Raw genomic sequence first — 21,906 nt, 5'->3', positions numbered from 1 at the left:
GCGATGTGCGCTCGGTGCCGCACACGGCATCGCATTCGCGCACGCAGATGAAGCCAAATTTGGCATCAACAAATTCTGCTTAATCCGGTTTCATCGGTAGATGTGCCTGCCGATAATCGCGGCTTTCGATGCACGGCTCCCCGCCGTGCCACCACGAAGGCCGCCTGATGCTGCTCCATTCGCTCTACCTCCTCGCCATCGTCGCCGAAGCGATGTCCGGTGCCCTGATGGGCATGCGCCGCGGCATGGACCGCTTCGGACTCTGTCTCGTCGGCACCGTCACCGCGCTCGGCGGCGGCACCGTCCGCGACGTGCTGCTCGGTCACTACCCCCTTGCGTGGATCGCCCATCCAGATTACGTTCTTATTACAATTGGGGCTGCGTCGGTAGCGGCGGCCTGCGCGAAGCCGCTGCGGCACCTGCAGGGCCTGTTCGTGACCGTCGATGCGATCGGGCTGATCGCGTTCACGGTCATCGGCTGCGACATCGCGTCGACGCTGCAGACGAGCCCGCTGATCGTCGTGCTGGCAGGCGCGATCACCGGCGTATGCGGCGGGATGCTGCGCGACCTGCTGTGCAACGAAATGCCGCTCGTGCTGCGCGAGGATCTGTACGCGAGCATCGCGCTCGCCGCGGGCGCGTTGTACCTCGCGCTGCAATCGGCGGGCATGGGGCGCGGCGCGGCATCGCTGGCGGTGCTCGTCGCGGGCTTCACGGTGCGCATGCTGGCGGTGCGCTTCCGGTGGCGACTGAAGCGCTTCAGCGCCGCCGATACCGATACGGGCGGCCTGCACTGACGCGTTCGCTGCGTCGGTCGGGTGCCGCGGAATGCATTGCGCCACACGCTTGAATTCGTCTTTCCGTCCGTTTCACGTTTTTGTCCGGCATCGCACACATGGCACACAAGAAGCAACCGCAGTCTCACGATTCCTACTCGCCCGTCGCGCGCAACGCCGTGCTCGATCCGCGTCTGCCGATGTGGCGCTCGAAATTCGTCGTACTGCTGGTGTTCGCGGCGTTCGCGGCGCTGGTCGGTCGCGCGTTCTGGGTCCAGGTCGTGAATCAGGATTTCTATGTCGAGCAGGGGCAGAGGCGCTATCAGCGCACGCTCGAACTCGACGCGACGCGCGGCCGGATCGTCGATCGCAATGGCGCGCTGCTCGCCGTGAGTCTCGCGACCTACGAAATCTGGGCCACGCCGAAGCTGCTCGACGACAGCACCTACGCGCCGCTCGCGAAACTGCTCGACGTACCGCTTGCCGAACTGCGGCGCAGGTTGAGTCCGGACAAATCGTTCGTGCTGCTCAAGCGCCAGGTCGACGCCGACACGGCCTCTCATATCGAGAAGCTCGGTCTCGCTGGCATCACGCAGATCGCCGATTCGAAACGTTTCTATCCTGAAGGCGAATCGGCCGCGCACGTGGTCGGCTTCACCGACATCGAGGACAACGGCCAGGAAGGCGTCGAACTGGCGGCGAACACGCAGCTCGTCGGTTTGCCGGGCCAGCGCGAAGTGATCCGCGACCGGCTCGGCCGTGTCGTGTCCGAAACGCGGCCGCTCGTGCCGCCGCGCAACGGCGCGACGATCCACCTGACCATCGATCGCCGCGTACAGCAGCTCGCGTATGCGCAGCTGAAGGCCGCGGTCGCGAAGCACAATGCGCAGGCCGGGAGCGTCGTCGTGCTCGACGCGCGCAACGGCGAAATTCTCGCGCTCGCGAACTATCCGAGCTTCGATCCGAACGATCGCGCGCGCCTCACCGGCCGACAGTTGCGCAATCGCGCGGTGGTCGATACGTTCGAGCCGGGTTCGACGATCAAGCCGATCGTCGCCGCGCTGTCGATCGACCTGGGGAAGGTGCGGCCGCAGACCGTGATCGACACATCCCCGGGGTACTACAAGATCGGGCCTAGCGTGATTCACGATACGTCGAATCATGGACAGATCACCGTCGCGCAGGCGATCCAGAAGTCGAGCAACATCGCGCTCGCAAAGCTCGCACTGAACCTGCCCGCCGAAACGATCTGGACCAAGTACCAGGAATACGGCCTCGGGCATGCACCCGAACTGACGTTCCCCGGCGTCGCCACCGGCCGCGTGCGGCCCTACAAACGCTGGCGTCCGATCGAACAGGCGACGATGGCCTACGGCTACGGACTGTCGACGTCGCTGCTGCAGATGGCGCAGGTCTACACCGCCTACGCGGGCGACGGCACGCTGCATCCGGCGCATCTGCTGATCGACGACAGCGCCGCTGCTGCAACGACAGCCGGCCGCCAGGTGACGACGCCCACGACCGCCGCGGCGATCCGCACGATGCTCGAGATGGCGACGGGCGAAGGCGGCACCGGACGCGCGGCGGACGTGGCCGGCTACCGGATCGGCGGCAAGACGGGCACTGCGCGCAAGCAGGTCGGCGCGTCGTACGCGAAGAACCGCTATCGCGCGCTGTTCGTCGGCATGGCGCCGATGAGCGATCCACGCGTGGTGGTCGCGGTGATGATCGACGACCCGGCGGGCAAGGCGTTTTATGGCGGCACGGTCGCGGGTCCGGTGTTCTCGGCGGTGACGGGCGGCACGTTGCAACTGCTTGGTGTGCCGCCGGATGCGTGATGTTTCATCGATCCACGCGACTGTCGCAAAGCCTTGCCGGGCTGGACCTTCGCAGACGCCCACGTGCACGCCGGTCGCACGTATCGACTGGATCAACTCCTGTTAATCGTTCGCGTTAATGTTGTTAACGGCTGTTTTCAGCTCGCGCTTGAGCGACAACCGCAGCGATGCCGCTCAAGCGCACATTTCACATCCCAGGCTTGCCGTTTCTCTCCCTCACTCGACGTTTAAATTCCCCGTCCTCACCGCACGTTTTTCGCGCCTGTGCTTCAGGCATGCGTTGGCTCGCAAGCCGCGCCACTCCGTCGTTTTAAACGTGCTTCACGCCTAAAGTCCCCCGCCCCCCACGCCGATAACAGGTTCGAGGCTTGCACCTCGCCGGCTTCGACGATCGACCCCGGCCAACGGAATGCCCGGCCGCACGCCTCCATGCGACGGCCCGAAGCAAACCTCCCGAACTGCCCGCATGGCCCGCAAGGCCGTGCCGTTTTATCCCGGCATCGCCGGGGACTGGAGATCTTCCATGCGCAGCGTGCGTTCGAAATCGATGGTTGCATGCGCGGCCCTGCTGTTCGCTGCCGGTCTGGCCGGATGCGGCGGCGGAGGCGGCGGCGATTCCAGCCCCGCCGCCAGCGGCACCGCCAAAGGTACCGACACCTCGACCACCACCGCCGCCACGACAGCGACCACCACGGCAACCACGCCCGCCCTCGCCGACGGCAACATGCACGCGGCCTGTACCGGCTGCGGCGCGAGCGACGATTCCACTTACTCCGGCAGCGGCACCGGCATCTGGCAGGCGCTCAACACGAGCGCGGCCGCGCAGAACGTCCCGGTGTCGATCAAGGGGCTCACGGGGCAGAACCTCACCTTCGTCTTCACGAACGAAAGCACCGCGACGCAGACCCTCGCCTCGCTGAAGCTCAATGCGTCACAGTCGTCGGCTGCGTCGTTGTCCGCCGTGATGCGCGCGCAGTCCGAACCGAATGCCGCAACGGCGGGCACCGGCGAGAACGCGACACTCGCCGCGATCCGCGACTTCAACTATCGCGGCTGGACCGCGTACGCTTCGAGCGCACCGACAGGCGCATCGTCGGTTGCGCGCTTCTCGTCGACAGGCACGCCATCCGCGTCGGTCGCGACGTACGCGCTCGGCGCGCAACGCACGTTTTACTATTCCGACTTCTCGGTCCGTCAGACGACACTCATGAAGACGATGACAACGTCGGACGGCACCACCGTGAACCTGTGGGTCGAAAACGGCGAACTCGGGTCGAGCAAGATTTCGTCGGCGTTGATCAACACGCTGATCACGCGCTACGCGCAGGCCGGCGGCGTGTACGACATGCTGACGCGCATCGGCGGTCCGCTGTACGGTCCAAACTCGCATTCGGAACTGATCGACGGCAACGGCCAGCCGATCGATCTCGTCGTGATGAACTTCGATCACAACGGACAACCGTTCGGACTGCTCGGCTACTTCTGGGCGCTCAACGATTTCAAGACTGGCTCAGGCCAGCTCGCGTACAGCAACCAGTCGATCTCGCTGTATCTGGATTCCGAAACGCTGTATCTCGGCGGCGCCGCGGGACTCCAGCAGATCACGACGACGATGGCGCACGAAAGCATGCACATGCAGAACTTCTACCGGCGCTCGGTGCTGATGGGTTCGCAGTACGCATTCGATTCGTGGCTCGAAGAAATGACCGCGATGATGATGGAAGACTGGGCGAGCACGAACCTCGACCCGAGCTACAACGCGATCCGCGATCTGCGCTTCCCGACCTACCTGGATTACGCAGGCCACGGCAGCTACGATTGCAGTCTCACGAACTGGCAGCCGTTCGGCACCGATTGCGAGAGCTACTCCGTGTCGGGCTCGTTCGGCGGTTTTCTGAACCGGCAGCTTGGCCTGAGTTTCTACAAGACGCTGCTGTACGATAAAAACCAGACCGATTCGCTCGCGATCCTGAATGACGCGATCGGCCAGATCCGTTCGGGCTCCAGCGTGCCGCAGGAACTGCGACACTTCGCCGCGGCCGCGGCCGGCCTCGTACCGACCGGTGCGGCAGGCGTGAGCGATTACCTGTTCGCGGCACGCAGCGAAGGTGGCTTCAATCTGCCGGCCATCGATCCGTCCGCGTATCAAAGCTCGCGTGATCTGCCGTCGACGATGCCGGCCGCACTGCCGACACTCGGCAATTTCCCGGCGCTGCGACCGGCGGTCAACGGGACGTTCAGCGAGACCGTGCAGGTGCCGGCGGGGACGACGCTGTCGGTCGTCGTCAACTAACCGCGGCACAATCGAAGCGGTAGACTCGAAGCGGCGCACTGCGCCGCTTCATCGTTTTCATCATAGTGAATTTGATCGTCGGCCCGGCACCCTCATGCTCAAACGATTTTTTCCGCTCGTCGTACTCGCGACCACATTGCTGATCGAAGCGGCGTGTGCGGTTCAGCCCACCACGGTCGGCCAGGCGATCGAGCTCGCCGGCAAGCTGGTGCTGCGCGGCAACGAGCCGTTCGTGTATCCGGTCGTCTATGACCGGCGTGGCGTGTGGCAGCTCGACGGCGTGCCGTCCGCGCGCGCGTCGGCGCTGCAGAATCAGCAGGTCATCGTTCGCGGCACGGTCGTGCGGCTCGACCCCAGTGGCATCCAGCTGCCGATGGTGCATGTCGAATCGCTGACCACACCCTGATTCACCTCCGGCAAGCGTGATACACGCGGATACATGCCGGCGCCGCGTTTTAAGTCTGGCTTAATTCTTCCCTGCAACCATATGCTCGACATCCCCTGTTGAGCCGCCGGAGTACAGGCGGCACTTTTTTACAGGCCTGTCGCCGCAGCACCGCTGCCATCACACGTATTCCTGCAGGAAAGGAGTCAAACCATGACCGAAAACGCGGTGTTCACCCATCTGCAGGCCATGTCCGGCAACCTCCATGCACAGCAGATCCATTCGTGCACGGTCTCGGCACCGCAGCAGCTTCCATGGGGCCGGTCGTATCGCGTCGTCGAATGGACGTTGAAACACGATCCCGAATGTCGCCGCCGCGCAGTGCCCGCCGAATACACAGCACCCGAAATCGCCGAACTGGTGATCTCGCACGTACCCGGACGACGCTTCTGCCAGTACACCGAAAACGTGTAACCCTCATTTCCCCTTATGCCTGTTTGCGGCGTGCCAGTTCCTCGCGGAACAGCGCGAGTTATTCTGCGAGCGCCCGCGCCACCGCCGGCCATTGGACCGGTCGGCGGTGAGCGCTCCGCTTCCGGCCATTGCGCCAGATCGACGCCGCTGTGCGATGCGCTGTAGAGCACCGTTACCAGGTACGCGTCCACCACACTGAACTCCTCCACCAGAAACGCATGCCCGGTCAGGTGCCGCTGCAGCGCGTCCATCCGCGAGCCGGTCTTGTCGCCCGCGTAGCGCTTCACGTCGTCCGGTGCATGCCGGTCGAGCAGCGGAACGAACACCGCCTTGCGTAATTCCGTGCTGACGAAACCTGGCCATTGCTGCATCTTTGCGCGTGTCGGCGTCGCGATGCTGTGCGATACGGCGTGTGCAGCCACGTCCTCCGAAAGCGAAGAACCGTGGCCTGCTCGACGGAAGACATCCCATCCCCGATAATTCACCGACAACCACAGGAGGAGACCCCAGACCATGAACGACACGCATGCGGCATTGATCGTCCGCTTCTACGAAGCGTTCCAGCGACTCGATGCCGACGCAATGGCCGCGTGCTACGCGCGCGACGTCGTGTTCAGCGACCCCGCGTTCGGCGAACTGCACGGCGACGAGGCCCGCGACATGTGGCGCATGCTGGCGCAACGCGCGCAGGACTTCTCGCTGACGTTCGATGACGTCGTCGCCGACGATACGACCGGTAGCGCGCAGTGGACCGCACGCTACGTGTTCACGCAGAGCGGTCGACGTGTCGTGAACCGGATTCACGCGCGCTTCGTGTTCGCGGACGGATTGATCGCGGAGCACCGCGACACGTTCGACCTGTGGCGCTGGTCGCGCGACGCGCTCGGCGTCAAGGGCGCGCTGCTCGGCTGGACCCCGCTCGTACAGAACGCGATCCGCCGGCAGGCAAAGAAGGGACTTGCCGCATTCCGCGCGAAACGCGGCAACGCGAACTGACCGAAGACGTCAGAGCAGCAGCTTGAGCCTGCGGTCGAGCGGAATCACCACCGTGCACGCTAGCAGGCTCAACACGATCGAGATCGCGAACAGCACCGTTCCCGTATGCATACCCGCGAGCCCCATCAGCGCGAAGACGAAATACGGGTGAATGAAATAGATGACCGTCGATATCTTCGCGTAGCGATCGGTCGCGACCGTGCCCTTGCGGCGCAGGACGAACAGAAAGATCGCCGGGCACGCGATCAGCAGCGAAGCGCAGTTGTCGAAGTGGTCGCGTACCGGGTGCAAGAAGTAGATCGCCGAACTCTCGGCAAGCAACGCGACGATGCCCACGATCATCCATGCGAGTATCGCGCCGTCAGACAATGCAGCCGCGCGGCCTTTAGCGATCAGATAGCCGATCGCGTACATCGGAAAGCCGAGCAGCAGGAAGTTGCGGAACAGCCAGTAGTTGTTGAACAGCTTGTTCAGATAGAGATGGCTGCTGTTCACGTAGTTGAATACGTACTGTGCAATCGCACCGATGACAAACAGCAGCACCGCCACGGTGAGCAGCTTCGCATCGGACCAGCGCCGCACCGCGTAAAGCACGAGGCCCGCGCCGAGCGACCCGGCCAGATACCACAGATGGTGATAGCCGATCACGAGCTTCAGCACGAACTCCGCATCGTCCTTGATCGAGCGCGGATGATGCGGGTAATAGAACGGCAGGTACAGCACCATCCAGACCGCATACAGCATCGCCATCCGCTTGACCCACGGCATCAGCGGCTTGCCCTTCGCGACGATGTTGTAGAAGTAGTAGCCGTTGATGATGAAGAACACCGGCACCGCGACCCGCAGCAGCCCGTTGACGAAAACGAAGCTCAGATAATCCGAGGTTTCCTTGAAGATCTCGGTATGCAGCGCGACCACCATCGCCGCCAGGGCGATCTTGGAGAAATCAATGCTGGCGCTCCGCTGCATACGGCTCCTCGATCGGGTCGGTAGGACGTGCGATCTTAGCCCAGTCGATTCGACGAAATATCGAACAAAAATAGGAAAAAATGCCGAAAGGGGCCTCTGCGGCCCACCGGCACGTCAGGTGCGGAGAGGCGTATGCGTCGACATGCAGCGCGCGAGTGCGTCGTCGAGACGGTCGTTACCCCAGAACATCTCGTCGCCGACGAAGAACGTCGGGGCACCGAAAATGCCCTTCGCCTGCGCTTCTTCTGTCGCGTGACGCAACGCGAGCTTGTTTGCATCAGTGAGCGCGTCGGCGAGCATCCGCTCTGCGGGCAGGCCTAGTTGCGCGAGCACCTCGGCGATGTCGGCCGGCGCTTCGATGTCGCGATCTTCGGCGAAATTGCGCAGCATCACCTGACGACAATACGCACCGATCCATGGTTCACTCGCGCCGAGCGTCGCAACGCGCGATGCAAGCAGCGACGCACGCGGAAACACGCTCGGCCGGACCCACGGCAAACCGTACTTGTGGCATTCGCGCACCATGTCCTGCCACACGTACGCGCCCTTCTCCTTCTGCTCGACGAACGGCGACGTATGTTGGCCAAGTGCGCGAAAAATCGGCCCCAGCAGGAACGGGTGCCAGCGGACCTCGACGTGCTGCCGCGTCGCGGCTTCCTCGATGCGCATCACGCTCAGATAGCTGTAGTTGCTCGCGAAGTCGAACCAGAAATCGATTGTGGCCGGTGCGCCGGATGAAGCGGTCTGCATGAGAAGTCTCCTCGACGTCGTGTGCGGGTCATCGGTTCACGCATGACTATCGTAGACGATGACACACCGCAACGCAGCGTACCGCGGAGAACCGATTAGAGGAGAGAGAGGGGAAAGCGTGACGAACCGGCAGATGAGGAGTCCACCTTCGCCCCCAGCCAGGAGCTAGATTCGTCACGGGATTCATTATCCGGGGCGATGACGGTTTCGTCATCGCCCCGCTTCGCAAGAAACCGTTGCCGGATCCGCAGCAATCGCAACGCAGCGCGAGCCCGTGCAGACGGCTTTACAACGACTGCAACGCCAGCACGATCGCCGCCACCAGCGACACGACGAAAATCGTCGCGCCGATCGTGCGCCGGCGATTCAGTTCGGTCCACAGGATCACGCCCGTCAGCGACAGCAGGATCATCGCGCCCGCGATCGAGTCCGCGAACAGAATCCATCCGACGCCCGCGCCCTGCGAACGATGCAACCCCTCGAGCGTCGCGATCAACCCCTGGTCGCGGCGTTCGACGTCGACGAACGTGCTGCCCTTCCAGTACTCCGCCTGAATCAGATAGCCCGGCGAGACGAAGCGCACTTCCCAACGCTCCGGCTGGATCACCGATTGATCGCCCCACGTCACCGGCTGCGAAGCCTCGCGCAACGTGCGCAGCGGCGGCCGGTCGAGCTTCAGTTCCTCGCGCAGGAATTCGCCGAGCGCCTTCGGATTCTTCGGAGGCGGGCTCGGTAGCGCCACGTGCACCGTCGATACGATCGGCCCGCTGACCTTGATCTTCATCGTCGCGCGATGGTTCTGCAGCAGACCGGTCACGCCGAACAGTAGACCGATCACCGCGCCCCATAGACCGACCCAGCCGTGAATCTTGCGCAGCCATTTGAGAAACTGGCTGCGCCGCGAACGCGTCCGTTCCGCAGCCTGCCTGGATGAAACGGCTTCGCGCGGTCTGGTGTCAACGCGCGTCACGTTGGTGTTCATGCTTCTCTCCTGCAACCGTCCTTGATTAATGAGTCAGTGGCGTGTGTCAGAACGTCAGAACTCGAGCGTCGAACTCAGTTCGAGCGTGCGTCCGAGACCGACGCCAAGCTGGTTCGAACCGGCCGCGCTCCAGTAGCGCTTGTTGGTCGCGTTCTCCAGATTCGCCTGCAGCGACACCTTCTTGCCGTACACACGAGTCGAGTAACGCAGCCCGGCCGTGAACAGCGTGTAGCCGCCGATATACGCCTGGTCCGCGCTGTTCACCGCACGCGGTCCGATGTAGTACATCCCGCCGTTGACCGACAGTCCCGCGAGGGCCGGCACGCGATATTCGGCGAACAGGCTCGCGGTGACGTGCGGCGTGTTTTCGGGCGTCTTGCCGCGCAGCGTCGGGTCCGACGAATCGACCTGCTTCGCGTCGAGATAAACCGCCGACGCGATCAGCGACAGGTCCTTCGTCACATCGCCCTGCGCGGACACTTCGATCCCGCGATAGCGCGCGTTGCCGTCCATCACATACACGTTGTCGGCGTTCGTTTCGGCGGCGGGCTGCCGCAGATTGAACAGCGCCAGTGACAGCAGCATGCGATCGGCGATCCGCGTGCGCACGCCGATCTCTTCCTGCCGGCTCAGCGCGGCGGGCAGGATCTGGTTCGCGTTCGCGGCCGTCGCGGGCGCGCTGCCTGCGGACTCGAGCGCTTCGACGTAGCTCGCGTAAACGCTCGTGTCCTGCGTGAGCCGGTAGCTGAGGCTGCCCGACGGCGACGTGCGGCTGATGTCCTGCTTCGGCGTGCCCGCCTGCGAACTGATGTACTCCGAGCGCCGCACACCCGCGACGAACTGCAGCCGCGACGTGAGATCGATCTGGTCGAACGCATAGACGCCGCTGTTGCGCACGTGCTGCGCGTAGAACTGCTTCGGCGTGCCGCTTGCCGTGAGCCTCGTGATCTCGATCGGGTTGTACAGATTCTGGTTCGCGGTGAAGAAGTACGTCGTGAAATCCGGCTGGAACAGCCAGTTCTGCACGACGCCGGCCGTCAACGTGTGATCGATCGAGCCAGTCTTGAACGCACCGTTTACTTCGAGCCGCACGTTCTTGTTCTCGTACATCTGGCCGTTCTGCTCGCTCGCCTGCAGGCTGCCCGCCCCCGTCGCGACGTTGTACTTCTGGAACACCCATGCCCAGCGGTCGCGTCGCGTGATCGACTGGCCGAGCGTGAAGGTCGCGCTCCAGTTGTCGGAGAACGCATAGTCGGCGCGCAGCAGTTGCGTGTTCGCGCTCGCCTTCGTGGGGTGCGCGTTGCTGACCAGCAGCTTCGACGGATCGGGCAAGCCGGGCAGCGAAATCACGCCGTTCTTCGCCGCGAGCGGCGCGATGCCGGCCTGCTCGACGATGCTCGTCTCGATGTGCTCGAAGTCGTACTGCAGCTTCAGCTTGTTGCTGATCTTCCAGTCGAATGCCGCGCTGATGAACTTGCGATAGCCGCGATCGCCATCGATCGGTGTTTCGACGTGCTCGTCCATCGCGTTGACGCGAATACCGAACTGGTCGTCCTTGCCGAAGCGCCGCGCAATGTCCGCGCTCGTGCCGTACGAGCCGTTCGAATCGCCGAGCACCGATACGCTCGTCACCGGCTCGGCACCTGCGCGCTTCGTGACCATGTTGACGATGCCGGCCGGTGCGCCGAAACCGTAGTACAGCGCGGATGCGCCTTTCAGCACCTCGACGCGCGACTTGTCTTCCATCGGCATCCAGATGTTGTTGTCGATGGGCAATACGCCGTTGAAGTAGAAGCTCGTGCGATTGTCGAGCGCGATGCCGCGCACCGACAGGTTGTCGTACGCGAGGCCACTCAGCTGCTGGCGCGTGACGCCCGCGACGTTGCGCAGCGCGTCGTAGAGGCCAGTGTCCCCCTGCGCGTCCATCACGTCGCGTGTGACGACGTTGACGGTGGCCGGCACGCTGAGCGCGTCGAGCCCGCGATATGGACCGGTTTCGACGGTTGCCGGCGCGAAGCGGCGGGTCTTCTCGCCGGTGATTTTCACGGGCGCCAGTTGCTTGCCGTCGGTGGATTCCGTGCCGGGGTCCTTGCTGGAATCGGCCGGGTCCGTGCTAGATACACCAGCGGCGGACGCCGCCTGCACCGACAAACCGATCACCCCCGCCGCCAGCATCGTCCTGTACGACAGCTTTCGCCGCACGCCCGATGAAGCACCTCGAAAAGCCGCGCGCCGCTGTCTGTTCCCCGCCATGAAACCGATCCCCGATTGAGTGTAAAAGCCGTCAACAGGGCCGCTCGTGATGCGGAACCGGCATTCAGGCAGCCCGAAAGGCGCCTATATTAATGCGAATCATTATTATTTGCATCGAAAATTTACCGACAGAATCCTTTCCGATGTGCGACAGGAATGGCGCCGATGGAAGAATTTCGAAAGCAGCCGCGAGCGCGGCTCTCAACGCGATCTGGAGAAAAACGGGTCTTACGAACAACAGAAACGCGACGCTTCGACGATCGATGCGCCGCGCCCTCCGCTCTTACTTCGACGACTCCAGATATTGCTTCACGTCGTCGAGCGACACCTTGCCGCTACCGCTGCGGTCGATCGCATCGAAATGCTCGGCGACGTAGCCGAGCCCCGCCTGCTTCGCCTGCGCGCGCGTCATCGCGCCCTGTCCCAGCGCGGTGGATTTGAGGCTCGTGGCAAGCCGCGCGTTCGCCTGCTGGTCGAGCGCGTCGCCGGTCGACGGTGTCTGTCTTGCCGTCGCCAGACGCGACGGAAAAAACGGACCGTCGACACCACCGTGCACACCCGCGTTGGCCGGCGCGATCGCCTGCGTATCACCCGCCGCATGCGCGGCCGGCACGGCTGCGGTCAATCCCGCGAACAGGCCCGCGGTCACGCACGCTCTTACCTTCATATGCATCTTCATGCTGTCTCTCCATTGAGCGGCGAATGCGCGACGTCGTGCGTCGATGTGCATTCGCCGATGTTCAGTTCGTCTTCAGTTCGCCGCTTTCGCCGCAACCTGCGTCGTAGCCGGCGTGTTCGCGGGCGTTGCATCAGGCCATGCATTGCCGAGGCCAGCGAGCGTCGTCGCACCCGTTACCGCGCCCTGCTGGTAGTACTGCACCAGGTCGGGCATCAGTTGCTGACGCGAACCGTCGTCGAGATAGATCATGTGACCGCCGGTGTACTCCTTGATCTGCACGTCGGCCTGCAGATTCGCCACCGTTTTCAGGCGTGCGAGTTCGTGCTCGGTGTTGACGTAGGGCGTAGCGAGATCGTGCCAGCCGTGCAGCGTCAGCACCTTGAGCGCCGGGTTGAGCTTGATCGCGGCCAGCAGGTCCGGCACCGTGTCGGGCAACACCTGTCCTGCATGCGAGAAGTCCCACGCGTTGATGATGTCGTTGTTCAACGGGATGTAGGTCGCATTCGGTGCCGTGTACTTCAGCTCGTTGGGCAACTGCGTGGCGAGCACGTTCGTGAACGGCGTCGAGATCAGGATGTCGGACGGATCCGAATCGCTCGTCAGCCGCGGGTCGTTGCTCGGCAGCGATACACGTCCGTCGTAGCGGCCGATCGTCGAGCCCGGCACCAGCGCCGTGCCGAAGAAGTTCTGCCCAAAGTACGCGTCCAGTGCCGACACCGACATGCCGGTCAGACTGCTCCACTGCGTATAGGTGGCCTGATCGGGAAAGACCGGGTTCGACACCAGCGGCGTGCCGTTCAGCTCGAACGTCTGCCCGTACTTCGCGAGCGTCGTGTACTGGTTCGTCACGAACGCGCTCAGCTCCGGCGCGTAGCTGAGCGGATTCGACGGCGCGGGACTCACCTGATTGAAGAACGAGGCCACCTGCGCGAACGACGGAAACAGACCCGCCATCGAATCGGTGCTGTACTTAAGCGCCGAACTGTTGTCGCCGAAATTCGCTGCGAGATTCGGCATGCCCGAGAAGTAGTTGAGGATCGGCGACTGCAGCACGATGCCGGTCAGCGGCACGCCTGCCGTTTCCAGCGCGAGCGCGAGCATCGCGGTACGCGGTCCGCCGTACGATTCGCCGTACAGATAGGCCGGCGAGCCGTCGCGATGATTGACCGCGATATAGCGCTTGATGAAATCGCGCATCACGTTGACGTCCGGGTCCGCGCCCCAGAACGTCTTGTTGGTGTTCGGCTGGATCGCTTCGGACAGACCGGTGCCGGGCGGGTCGATGAACACCATGTCGGTGGTCGCGATCAGGCTTTCCTTGTTCGCCACTTCCGGAAAGTTCGGCCAGCTGGTCAGGTACGGATCGGGCGTCGCGACGCGGGTCGGTGCAAACGAACCGAGACGCAGCCAGATCGATGCCGAGCCGGGACCGCCGTTATAGAAGAACGTCACGGGACGACTCACGCCGTTCTGGGCGGGCGCCGTGTACGCGACGTAGGACATCGTCGCTTCGGGATTGCCGGATGCGTCGCGTGCGATCAGATGGCCGGTCGTCGTCGTGTACGCGAGGTTCTTGCCGCTCGCATCCGTCCATTGCTGGTTTGTGATCGCGACCTGCTCGTTGGCCTGCGACACGCTCAGGCTGTCACCGGCTTTGCCGGAATAGGCCGTGTTGTCGACGGTCGGTTGATCGGTGGACGCGTTGTTCGCCGTCGTCTGGCCGGCGGGCGTATGGACGCCGTCGCCGCATCCCGCGAGCGCGAACAGCAACGCGGCTGCGCCCAGGCTGCCTTGCACGGCTCGCCGCAGTTTCAGGGGGTGTCGCGTCTCCACAGTGCTTCGCTTCACATCGTCTCTCCTCGTTGGCGTGCCTCGATCGCCCGGCACTTCGGCGGGTCCGTGTTTATGGTTTGATCCGGGTTGCCTTGCACGCGCGACGGGCACCATGTTTAGCAACATCGACTAAACCGGTTGCATCGTTGCGCGCATCGGGTCACCCGGCACGGATGGCGCAGCTTAAGCGGGCGTCCAGCGGGAGTGGGTACTTTTGAGCATCTTTGATGAATTGTGCGAATTGGTTTTGCGGTGGGCGGGTTTGCGCCCGGCTTTTACGTCGGGCATTCGTCGCATCGCATACCATTGGACGATACCGAGCCCCTTCCCCAACCCGACATGCCCCACTCACTCGCCGCCCCCACCACCCACGAACTCGACATCCGCAAGAGCCGCTTCATCGCCCATGCGATTCCGGTGGACGACCGCGAGGCCGCGATGGTGGAAATACGCCGGCTGCGCGATACGCATCCGGCGGCGACTCATGTGTGCTGGGCGTTGCTCGCGGGCGGTCAGTCGGGTATGTCCGACGACGGCGAGCCGTCGGGCACAGCCGGGCGACCGATTCTCGAAGTGCTGCGGCATCACGATCTGGAAGGCGTGCTCGGCGCGGTGATCCGCTACTACGGCGGCATCAAGCTCGGCGCGGGGGGCCTCGTGCGCGCGTACACCGACGCGATCGCGGGCGCGTTGCTCGACGCGCAACTCGTCGAGCGCATCGTGCAGGTTCGTCTGGAGGTCGAAGTCGGGTATGCGGATGAGGCGCGCGTGCGCCGCTGGATCGAACAGCAGGGTTATGTGCTGGAAGCCGGTGTGCACGGGATGAACGTGCGCCTGTCGATCCGTCTGCCGGCAACGGCGCTCGATAGCGCCCGCATCGCGCTGCGCGACCTCACGCAAGGCCGCGCGATCCTGCTCGAGCAAGCTTAGATAAGCGCCTGACAAAAACGCGCGACGCTGCGTCACGCTGCGTCGGCGTTGTCGAAGCGATCTCGGTGCGACTACGTCGCCACGCAGCAGACATGCGTCTGCGATGCCGTGGATGATGTTGCGATTGCGTCGGTGTGCCTGTCGGTTCGCTGCCAGGCAACTAAGCCTTCGAAGGCGACGCACCCACCTGCGCATCGGCACGATCCAGATCGATGCGCAACCGCCCAGCCACCGCCCGCACGCGCAGATGCCGGTACTTGACGAGGTAGTGCAACCCCATCCCCGCCGCCCCGAAACCGGATGCGGCACCCACGCACAGTGCCCAGCGCGGCCCTGCGGTATCCGCGATCCAGCCGACGAGCGGCGCGCCGAACGGCGTCGTGCCCACCGCGATCGCGAGGCGCAGCGCCATCACGCGGCCGCGCATCACGGGCTCGGTGGTCAACTGCATCAGGCTGTTCGTCGAGTTGCTGAAGGTCAGTGCCGACACGCCGATCGCGACGAGCGCCGCACCGAACCACCATACGTTCGGCGCGCCCACCGCGAACGCGAAGCCGCCGCCGAACACCGCCGCGCCGACGAGCAGAAAACCGAAGCGCGGCCGGTCGCGACCCGCCGCGAGCAGCGCGCCGACGAGCGTCCCGACCGCCATCGTCGAGGTCAGCAAGCCGTACTGATGCGCGTCGCCGTGAAAGACCTTGACCGACATCGTCGAGATGTAGATCGGGAAGTTGAGCCCGAACGTACCGAGCAGAAAGAGCATCCACAGGATCACCCGGAGATCGGGACGCGACCGCACATACCGGAAGCCTTCGACGAGACCGCCGCGCGCCCGGCTCGCGCGCACACCCGCGTGCAGATCGGCGACGCGAAGCAGATTCAGCGAGCCCAGCACGGCGAAGAACGACACCCCGTTGATCACGAATGCCCAGCCCGACCCGGTCGCGGCGATCACGACGCCGGCCACCGCCGGACCAACCATCCGGCCGAGATTGAACGACGACGAATTCAGCGCAACCGCATTCGCGAGATCGGTATCGCCGACCAGATCGGAGACGAAAGTTTGACGCGCGGGCGCGTCGACCGCGGAGACGCATCCGGACAGAAACGCGAACACATAGACGTGCCACAACTGGACCCATCCGCTCACCGTGAGCAGCCCGAGTCCGAGCGCCAGCACGCCGAGCGCCGCCTGCGTCGCCATCAGCAGCTTGCGCCGGTCGAAGCGATCCGCGGCGTAACCGCTCAACGGCAGCATCAAAAGCTGCGGTCCAAACTGCAGACCCATCACGACGCCGACCGAGGTCGCGCTGTGGTGCGTAAGCTGCGTCAGCACCAGCCAGTCCTGCGCGGTCCGCTGCATCCACGTGCCCACATTCGACACGAGCGCGCCGATCGCCCACACGCGGTAGTTGTAGACGCGCAGCGAGCGGAACAACCCTGTCGCCATCGCTCAGGAACCCTTCGTTGCCGTTATCGAGGTGGGTGCGGTGGGTGAATTGCCGCCATGAAAGCGGCCGAACAGCCGCGCCGCGATCAGCCCCATCGCGAGCAGGCCAAGCCCGGCTGCGGCCGCATCGCCGGGGACGTGCAGATCGAAACTACCCCTGCCAACGAGCAGCACATAGGCGAACACGAGGTTCGCGAAGCCCCACACGATGTTGACCGTCGACGACGAAAGTCCCTCGCCACGCGGATTCGCGAACGGACTCTGAAACGGGCGCCCCATCGTGCCGCTGACGAAATGCGGAATGGCGTTCGAGAGAAACGCGCCACCAAAAAAGTACCCGACTAAATGAAGCCAGTTCATGGTCACGCTCCTTTAGCGAGCAGGTCGAGGATCTGCTGCGTCGTACCGGTTTCGCCGAACTTCGGAAAGATTCGCATGACGCTGTTCGCGTGCGCGTCGGCATCGAGATCGGTCATCGCATCAATCGCCAGCGTGACGTTCAAGCCAAGTTCGAATGCATGGCGCGCCGTCGCCTCGACGCCGCTGCTGGTCGAGACGCCGACGATCACGATCTGCGTGACGCCCTCTTTGCGCAGATACGCTTCGAGATCCGTATGCGTGAACGCACCGGGCGTGCGCTTCGTGACGACGTGGTCCTGAGGCTGCGGGGTCATCTCCGGAATGAAGTCGGCGAAACCGGGCGGCAGGTCGACGATGCGGCGCGGCCGTTCGGTGCGGCCCTTCGGCACATCGATCACGTTCACGAGTACGACCGGCAAGCCGCGACGGCGGAATGCATCGGCAAGCGCAGCGGCGCGCGACACGATTTCCTCGACAGGATGCGCAACCGGCATCGAGACGATGCCCTTCTGCAGATCGATGACGACGAGCGCGGTCTTTGGATCGAGTGTGGTAACGGCCATAACGGGGTCCTTCGTGTGGAGTGCGAGGTGTGGACAGGACAGGAGCGCGCGTGTCACGCGCGCTTACGGCTCGCCCAGATGCTTGAACAGCGCGACCGCGTCGGCGAGGGTCTGCTGCTGGTCGGGGTCGAGTTTCGCGACCGCGGCGATCAACCATTCATGTTTCGCGAGACTGCGCCGGCGCCTGACTTCAGCGCCCTTTTCAGTCAGCGAGAACAGCACCTGCCGGCCATCCGTCGGATGCGATTGACGCTCGATCAACCCGTCCTGCTCAAGGTCGGCAAGCGTCGCGCCCATCGACTGCGGCTTCACGAGTTCGATACGCGCGAGTTCGGCGGTCGTCATCGGACCAGTCTTGTCCAGCCGGGCCAGTGCCGAGGTCTGCGACCAGCTCAGGCCGCCCGTATCCGAGCCCTGGCGCAGGCGGCGTAGCAACTGACCGAGCGCAAGCGACAGCTCGGTGACGGTGTGTTCGAGATCGACGGGTTTTTTGCGGGTATTGGACATGGCGTCACTATAAATATAAGCAGCTAGACTTGCAAGTTTACCTGATCAAATGGTCTGCGGCGGCGAAGCGCCACCGGCAAGCGTAGTGCGCACGGTTTGCGGGCCCGCCGCACCGTCGCGGGTCATCCGGCAGCGTACTCCCGAGAGCTTTCGTCGCGTTCGCGGCGGCCGTCAAAAATCGTCCGGTCGAATCCGGACATGCATTCCTGCGTTTCGCGCCAATCATTCGACCGCCGCGGACAGTCGGGTTCGTTCGGCGCGAAAGTCGCTAGTAGTGGCCGTCACCTTACCTCGCCCATCTGAAGGAGCAGCCATGAAACAGTCCGACGCGTACACGGTCAGCATCGGCGTTCTTGCCGTCGTCGACACATGGATCACCGCGACGATCTTCCCGATTCCCGTGTGGGTCACGTTCATCGCATGGGCCTCGTTCTTCGTGCTCGGCGGCGGCACCGCCGGCTTCGTGAAGAGCGTCGCGTCGAATCTGACCGGTCTCGCGATCAGTTCGCTGACGCTGCTCGGCATCGCGACGACGAGCAATACGGCGCTCGCAATCGCGATATGCGTCGGGATCGGCAGCGCGGCGATGGTGCAGGCGTCGAAGATCAAGCTGCTCGACGTGCTGCCGGCCATCGTCTGGGGTTTCGCGTCGACCGTCGGCACAACTGTCGCCACCGGCAAACCAATCACGACGCCGGGCCTCGCGAATCCCGCGCTCGTCGCGGCCGCGGCACTCGTCACCGGTGCGGTGTTCGGTTTCGTGTCGGAACGGCTCGGCAATGCGCTGACCGTGAAGCACGCGCGCAGCCTCGGCTAGGAACGACGGCAGATGTCCGTTTGCGCCGGTTCGATCGTATCGCGCCGTTCGAACTCGCACTTTCCGCCAATGTCGGGTGCCGCTCGGCCAGTCCCAGTTGCGTGACGAAAAAGCCGCTATGTTGCTGATATATCAGCACGCCACCCGTTGAAAAAAGGAGCGAATCCCATGCGCATCAGGAAGATTCCGACCACCGTCGTCACCGGTTTTCTCGGCGCCGGCAAGACCACGCTCGTCAACCATATCCTCGACGGCACGCGGCCGATGCCGATCGGCATCGTGGTCAACGAGTTCGGCGAAGTCGGCATCGACGGCCAGTTGATCGTCGCCGACGAAGACGCCGTGATCGAGATCAACAACGGCTGCGTGTGCTGCACGGTGCGCACCGATCTCGTCGCGAGCGTGATGGTGTTGCTGCAGCGTTTCGGCGACCGGCTCGAACGGCTGATCGTCGAAACCTCGGGCCTCGCCGATCCGGCGCCGGTCCTGCAGACTTTCCTCGCCGACCCGGACGTGCGCGAGCGTGTCGAGCTGGAATCGGTGGTGACCGTCGTCGATGCGTGCCATGCGCGCGACCAGTTGCGCGACGACATCGCCCGCGAGCAGATCGTCTTTGCCGACCGCATCGTGATCAACAAGACCGACGTGGCGCCGCCGGCCGAAGTCGATGCACTGGTCGCCGCGATCCGCGCACTGAATCCGACTGCCGCACTCGACTTCGCGACACGCTCCGCCGTCGCACTCGATTCGCTGCTCGGGGTGCGCAGCTTTTCGATCGACAACCTGCTCGCCATCGAGCCCGGCCTGCTCGACGAAGGCGAGCACGATCACGAGCACGAGCACGACACGTCGATCGTCTCATGTGCGTTCGTCGTGCCCGGCGCGCTCGACGCAACGCGCTTCAATCGCTGGGCCAACACGCTCGTGCAGTCGCAGGGGGCATCGCTGCTGCGGATGAAAGGCGTGCTGAACCTGAGCGGCGAAACGCGGCGCCTGTATTTCCACAGCGTGCACATGCTGATGGATACGCGCTTCGGCAAACCATGGACCACGGACGACACGCGCGAGAGCCGCTTCGTCGCGATTGGCCGCGGCCTCGATGCCGCGGCGCTACGCGATGGACTCATGGCGTGCGTCGTGCCGCAAGTCCCGTTCGATCCGCAGTCGACGCAGGCGGTCGCATCCGCACTGCCCGGTTAGCACCCCGTCGCACCCCTTTCTTACCCATTCGGAGCACATCTTGAAACTACAGCACCATCTTGGAGGCATCGAGAATCTCGGCCCCGTCAGTCTGGAAACGCGAGTCTTCGTCGAGCCGTGGGAGCAGCGCATCTTCGGCATCCACACCGCGATGATGGCCGAGAGCACGCATCTGGCCAATGCATTGCACGCGTATCCGGTCAAGGATCTGCCCACCGCATTCAGGAACGACTGGACGTGGGCATCGCTGCGCACCGGCGCGGAAGACATGCAGCCGTTCGAATACTTCAAGTACCGCTACTACGAGAAATGGCTCGGCGGCATCGCGCAGTTCTTCGTCGACCAGGGCTACGTCACCGCTGACGAACTCGAAGCGAAGACCGCGTTCTATCGCGCGAATCCGGACGCCTCGCTGCCGGACCAGCCGAACGCCGCTATCGGCACACAGATCGATGCCTATCTGCGCCAAGGCGATTCCGGCTATCACCCACCCGGGCACGCCGCGCAGTTCGCCTCGGGCGACGCGGTACGCGTCGCCGATCCGCAGGCCGTCGATCACACGCGCCTGCCCGGCTATCTGCGCAACAAGCCCGGCAGGATCGATCTCGTCTACCCGGGTGCGTATTCGTACTTTGTGTCGACGGGCGTCGACGGGATCGGCGAGCCGATGCCGGTCTACCGCGTCGCGTTCGACGTCGCCGACATCTGGGGCCCCTGCAAGAGCGAGCCCCACACCACGATCTATGCGGACCTGTACGAAGCGTACGTGCAGGCTGCCCACTAAACCGAAGGAACTCCCAAATGAATTCCCTCTTCGATTTTCCCACCGACCGCGAAGCGTCGAGCGCCGCAAAAGTCCGCGCGCTCGAAGCGCTGCTGATCGAGAAAGGCGTGATCGGCAGCGATTCCGTCGACACCGTACTGCAGCACTTCGAAACGATGGCCGGTCCGTTCAACGGCGCGAAGATCGTCGCGCGTGCGTGGGTCGACCCGGACTACCGGCAGCGTCTCGCGGCGGACACCCCGGCCGCGATCGCCGAACTCGACCTGCCGGCCGGCATGACCGGCGCCGAGGGCGAGCACATGGCCGCGGTCGTCAACGACGACGACGTGCACAACCTGATCATCTGCACGCTGTGCTCGTGCTATCCGTGGCCCGTGCTCGGCCTGCCGCCGTACTGGTACAAGGATCCCGTGTTCCGCGCGCGCGGCGTGCGCGAACCGCGTGCGGTGCTGCGCGAATTCGGCGTCGACGTGCCTGCATCGAAAGAGGTGAAAGTGTGGGACAGCAGCGCGCAGATCCGCTGGTTCGTCGTGCCGCAGCGGCCCGCGAACACCGAGGGCATGAGCGAAGCGCAGCTCGCCGCGCTCGTCACGCCGGAATCGATGATGGGCGTCGCGCTCGTTGCCGCACCCGCCGCGCCTGTCGCACTCACCGCGCCTGTCGCGTAGGAGCACGCGATGTTCACACGCTTCGAGGAGTATGCCGCCGCGTCGATGCTCGGCGACACGGACTCGCCGCCGCGGCTCGACGGCAAACTGCTGTTCACGAACCGCTGGGAACGCGACGTGTTCGGGCTCGCGCTGTCGCTGTCGAAAGCCGGCTGCTTCGAGTGGGAGGATTTCCGTCAGAGTCTGATCGCATCGATCGCGAAATGGGAAGCCGCCGACTGTACGAACCCGCCGCGCTGGGACTACTATGAGCGCTTTCTCGAGGCGCTACTGGACGTCGTCGAATCGAGCGGCACGCTGTCCGCGGCAGAACTTAAAGCCGTGCTGACCGCGCGACGCGCCACGGCCCAACTCTGAAGCCTCCACGCGAACCGAACCCGAACCCCTCTCACAGGACAC

At 64.1% G+C, this 21,906-nt stretch carries 22 protein-coding genes; 12 read left to right on the top strand and 10 right to left on the bottom strand.

Translation table 11 applies throughout. From position 1 onward, the window contains the following. The first annotated feature begins 167 nt into the window (after window positions 1-167). The 6 genes from ACREXZ_RS12580 to ACREXZ_RS12555 all read left to right on the top strand — a co-directional run bounded on the left by ACREXZ_RS12580 (window position 168) and on the right by ACREXZ_RS12555 (window position 6,762). Window positions 168-797, top strand: a complete 630-nt coding sequence (locus tag ACREXZ_RS12580; RefSeq protein ID WP_431764402.1) for a trimeric intracellular cation channel family protein — start codon at window positions 168-170, stop codon at window positions 795-797. Between the two features lie 98 nt (window positions 798-895). Continuing rightward, a complete protein-coding gene (locus tag ACREXZ_RS12575) occupies window positions 896-2,614 on the top strand; it encodes a peptidoglycan D,D-transpeptidase FtsI family protein (RefSeq protein ID WP_431764401.1) in 1,719 nt (572 codons plus the stop codon). A 466-nt stretch (window positions 2,615-3,080) separates the two neighbouring features. Then, on the top strand, window positions 3,081-4,907 hold the full coding sequence (locus ACREXZ_RS12570; protein WP_431764400.1) for a M30 family zinc metallopeptidase: 1,827 nt from the start codon (window positions 3,081-3,083) through the stop codon (window positions 4,905-4,907). 94 nt (window positions 4,908-5,001) lie between these two features. Further along, window positions 5,002-5,313 (top strand): hypothetical protein, encoded by a 312-nt coding sequence (locus ACREXZ_RS12565; RefSeq protein ID WP_431764399.1) that lies wholly within the window; start codon window positions 5,002-5,004, stop codon window positions 5,311-5,313. Window positions 5,314-5,505: 192 nt separating this feature from the next. Next, on the top strand, window positions 5,506-5,766 hold the full coding sequence (locus ACREXZ_RS12560; RefSeq protein WP_431764398.1) for a DUF2866 domain-containing protein: 261 nt from the start codon (window positions 5,506-5,508) through the stop codon (window positions 5,764-5,766). A 513-nt stretch (window positions 5,767-6,279) separates the two neighbouring features. Further along, window positions 6,280-6,762, top strand: a complete 483-nt coding sequence (locus tag ACREXZ_RS12555; RefSeq protein ID WP_431764397.1) for a nuclear transport factor 2 family protein — start codon at window positions 6,280-6,282, stop codon at window positions 6,760-6,762. A 9-nt stretch (window positions 6,763-6,771) separates the two neighbouring features. Here ACREXZ_RS12555 and ACREXZ_RS12550 read toward each other — a convergent pair whose 3' ends face one another. From ACREXZ_RS12550 to ACREXZ_RS12525, 6 genes are all read right to left on the bottom strand, one after another. Next, a complete protein-coding gene (locus tag ACREXZ_RS12550) occupies window positions 6,772-7,731 on the bottom strand; it encodes an acyltransferase family protein (protein ID WP_431764396.1) in 960 nt (319 codons plus the stop codon). Between the two features lie 114 nt (window positions 7,732-7,845). Then, entirely contained in the window at window positions 7,846-8,481 is a 636-nt protein-coding gene (locus ACREXZ_RS12545) for a 2-hydroxychromene-2-carboxylate isomerase (RefSeq protein ID WP_431764395.1), read from the bottom strand. Between the two features lie 286 nt (window positions 8,482-8,767). Further along, window positions 8,768-9,463, bottom strand: coding sequence for a PepSY-associated TM helix domain-containing protein (locus tag ACREXZ_RS12540; protein ID WP_431764394.1), 696 nt, complete (start codon window positions 9,461-9,463; stop codon window positions 8,768-8,770). A 54-nt stretch (window positions 9,464-9,517) separates the two neighbouring features. Then, the gene (locus ACREXZ_RS12535; RefSeq protein WP_431764393.1) at window positions 9,518-11,665 is read right to left on the bottom strand and encodes a TonB-dependent siderophore receptor; all 2,148 of its coding nucleotides are present in this window, start codon (window positions 11,663-11,665) and stop codon (window positions 9,518-9,520) included. A gap of 334 nt (window positions 11,666-11,999) precedes the next feature. Further along, window positions 12,000-12,395, bottom strand: coding sequence for an EF-hand domain-containing protein (locus tag ACREXZ_RS12530; RefSeq protein WP_431764392.1), 396 nt, complete (start codon window positions 12,393-12,395; stop codon window positions 12,000-12,002). A gap of 72 nt (window positions 12,396-12,467) precedes the next feature. Then, the gene (locus ACREXZ_RS12525; RefSeq protein WP_431764391.1) at window positions 12,468-14,192 is read right to left on the bottom strand and encodes a S10 family serine carboxypeptidase-like protein; all 1,725 of its coding nucleotides are present in this window, start codon (window positions 14,190-14,192) and stop codon (window positions 12,468-12,470) included. Between the two features lie 375 nt (window positions 14,193-14,567). Between ACREXZ_RS12525 and ACREXZ_RS12520 the strand changes: the two genes are divergently transcribed. After that, window positions 14,568-15,158 carry an IMPACT family protein gene (locus ACREXZ_RS12520; protein WP_431764390.1) on the top strand — a complete coding sequence of 197 codons (591 nt, stop codon included), beginning with the start codon at window positions 14,568-14,570 and terminating at the stop codon, window positions 15,156-15,158. Between the two features lie 160 nt (window positions 15,159-15,318). Here the strand turns inward: ACREXZ_RS12520 and ACREXZ_RS12515 are convergent, their stop codons facing one another. From ACREXZ_RS12515 to ACREXZ_RS12500, 4 genes are all read right to left on the bottom strand, one after another. Beyond that, window positions 15,319-16,608, bottom strand: coding sequence for an MFS transporter (locus tag ACREXZ_RS12515; protein ID WP_431764389.1), 1,290 nt, complete (start codon window positions 16,606-16,608; stop codon window positions 15,319-15,321). A gap of 3 nt (window positions 16,609-16,611) precedes the next feature. Beyond that, window positions 16,612-16,968: a hypothetical protein gene (locus ACREXZ_RS12510; RefSeq protein ID WP_431764388.1), complete on the bottom strand. Its 357-nt coding sequence runs from the start codon at window positions 16,966-16,968 to the stop codon at window positions 16,612-16,614. A gap of 2 nt (window positions 16,969-16,970) precedes the next feature. Continuing rightward, window positions 16,971-17,531 carry an isochorismatase family protein gene (locus tag ACREXZ_RS12505; protein WP_431764387.1) on the bottom strand — a complete coding sequence of 187 codons (561 nt, stop codon included), beginning with the start codon at window positions 17,529-17,531 and terminating at the stop codon, window positions 16,971-16,973. A gap of 63 nt (window positions 17,532-17,594) precedes the next feature. Continuing rightward, the gene (locus tag ACREXZ_RS12500) at window positions 17,595-18,038 is read right to left on the bottom strand and encodes a MarR family winged helix-turn-helix transcriptional regulator (RefSeq protein ID WP_431764386.1); all 444 of its coding nucleotides are present in this window, start codon (window positions 18,036-18,038) and stop codon (window positions 17,595-17,597) included. Between the two features lie 313 nt (window positions 18,039-18,351). Between ACREXZ_RS12500 and ACREXZ_RS12495 the strand changes: the two genes are divergently transcribed. The 5 genes from ACREXZ_RS12495 to ACREXZ_RS12475 all read left to right on the top strand — a co-directional run bounded on the left by ACREXZ_RS12495 (window position 18,352) and on the right by ACREXZ_RS12475 (window position 21,864). Further along, entirely contained in the window at window positions 18,352-18,855 is a 504-nt protein-coding gene (locus ACREXZ_RS12495) for a DUF1097 domain-containing protein (RefSeq protein ID WP_431764385.1), read from the top strand. A gap of 168 nt (window positions 18,856-19,023) precedes the next feature. Beyond that, a complete protein-coding gene (locus ACREXZ_RS12490) occupies window positions 19,024-20,055 on the top strand; it encodes a CobW family GTP-binding protein (protein WP_431764384.1) in 1,032 nt (343 codons plus the stop codon). A 40-nt stretch (window positions 20,056-20,095) separates the two neighbouring features. Then, the gene (gene nthB, locus ACREXZ_RS12485) at window positions 20,096-20,839 is read left to right on the top strand and encodes a nitrile hydratase subunit beta (RefSeq protein ID WP_431764383.1); all 744 of its coding nucleotides are present in this window, start codon (window positions 20,096-20,098) and stop codon (window positions 20,837-20,839) included. Between the two features lie 17 nt (window positions 20,840-20,856). Continuing rightward, the gene (gene nthA / locus ACREXZ_RS12480; protein WP_431764382.1) at window positions 20,857-21,507 is read left to right on the top strand and encodes a nitrile hydratase subunit alpha; all 651 of its coding nucleotides are present in this window, start codon (window positions 20,857-20,859) and stop codon (window positions 21,505-21,507) included. Window positions 21,508-21,516: 9 nt separating this feature from the next. Continuing rightward, window positions 21,517-21,864 (top strand): nitrile hydratase accessory protein, encoded by a 348-nt coding sequence (locus tag ACREXZ_RS12475; protein ID WP_431764381.1) that lies wholly within the window; start codon window positions 21,517-21,519, stop codon window positions 21,862-21,864. The last annotated feature ends 42 nt before the right edge of the window (window positions 21,865-21,906 follow it).

Origin of the sequence: Paraburkholderia sp., assembly GCF_050742655.1 — a bacterium.
In the GTDB taxonomy this organism is placed as follows: Bacteria; Pseudomonadota; Gammaproteobacteria; order Burkholderiales; family Burkholderiaceae; genus Paraburkholderia.
The sequence above is the reverse complement of the archived record's forward strand: the minus strand, read 5'-3'. Positions and strand labels throughout refer to the sequence as shown.

Excerpts from the sequence above, each read along its gene's own strand:
- ACREXZ_RS12575 (WP_431764401.1), top strand. The coding sequence starts at position 896 with ATGGCACACAAGAAGCAACCGCAGTCTCACGATTCCTACTCGCCCGTC.
- nthA (WP_431764382.1), top strand. The coding sequence starts at position 20,857 with ATGAATTCCCTCTTCGATTTTCCCACCGACCGCGAAGCGTCGAGCGCC.
- ACREXZ_RS12520 (WP_431764390.1), top strand. The coding sequence starts at position 14,568 with ATGCCCCACTCACTCGCCGCCCCCACCACCCACGAACTCGACATCCGC.
- ACREXZ_RS12490 (WP_431764384.1), top strand. The coding sequence starts at position 19,024 with ATGCGCATCAGGAAGATTCCGACCACCGTCGTCACCGGTTTTCTCGGC.
- ACREXZ_RS12475 (WP_431764381.1), top strand. The coding sequence starts at position 21,517 with ATGTTCACACGCTTCGAGGAGTATGCCGCCGCGTCGATGCTCGGCGAC.
- ACREXZ_RS12565 (WP_431764399.1), top strand. The coding sequence starts at position 5,002 with ATGCTCAAACGATTTTTTCCGCTCGTCGTACTCGCGACCACATTGCTG.
- ACREXZ_RS12500 (WP_431764386.1), bottom strand. The coding sequence starts at position 18,038 with ATGTCCAATACCCGCAAAAAACCCGTCGATCTCGAACACACCGTCACC.
- ACREXZ_RS12505 (WP_431764387.1), bottom strand. The coding sequence starts at position 17,531 with ATGGCCGTTACCACACTCGATCCAAAGACCGCGCTCGTCGTCATCGAT.
- ACREXZ_RS12530 (WP_431764392.1), bottom strand. The coding sequence starts at position 12,395 with ATGAAGATGCATATGAAGGTAAGAGCGTGCGTGACCGCGGGCCTGTTC.
- ACREXZ_RS12495 (WP_431764385.1), top strand. The coding sequence starts at position 18,352 with ATGAAACAGTCCGACGCGTACACGGTCAGCATCGGCGTTCTTGCCGTC.
- ACREXZ_RS12580 (WP_431764402.1), top strand. The coding sequence starts at position 168 with ATGCTGCTCCATTCGCTCTACCTCCTCGCCATCGTCGCCGAAGCGATG.
- ACREXZ_RS12540 (WP_431764394.1), bottom strand. The coding sequence starts at position 9,463 with ATGAACACCAACGTGACGCGCGTTGACACCAGACCGCGCGAAGCCGTT.
- ACREXZ_RS12560 (WP_431764398.1), top strand. The coding sequence starts at position 5,506 with ATGACCGAAAACGCGGTGTTCACCCATCTGCAGGCCATGTCCGGCAAC.
- ACREXZ_RS12550 (WP_431764396.1), bottom strand. The coding sequence starts at position 7,731 with ATGCAGCGGAGCGCCAGCATTGATTTCTCCAAGATCGCCCTGGCGGCG.
- ACREXZ_RS12510 (WP_431764388.1), bottom strand. The coding sequence starts at position 16,968 with ATGAACTGGCTTCATTTAGTCGGGTACTTTTTTGGTGGCGCGTTTCTC.
- ACREXZ_RS12515 (WP_431764389.1), bottom strand. The coding sequence starts at position 16,608 with ATGGCGACAGGGTTGTTCCGCTCGCTGCGCGTCTACAACTACCGCGTG.
- ACREXZ_RS12555 (WP_431764397.1), top strand. The coding sequence starts at position 6,280 with ATGAACGACACGCATGCGGCATTGATCGTCCGCTTCTACGAAGCGTTC.
- ACREXZ_RS12545 (WP_431764395.1), bottom strand. The coding sequence starts at position 8,481 with ATGCAGACCGCTTCATCCGGCGCACCGGCCACAATCGATTTCTGGTTC.
- ACREXZ_RS12570 (WP_431764400.1), top strand. The coding sequence starts at position 3,081 with ATGGCCCGCAAGGCCGTGCCGTTTTATCCCGGCATCGCCGGGGACTGG.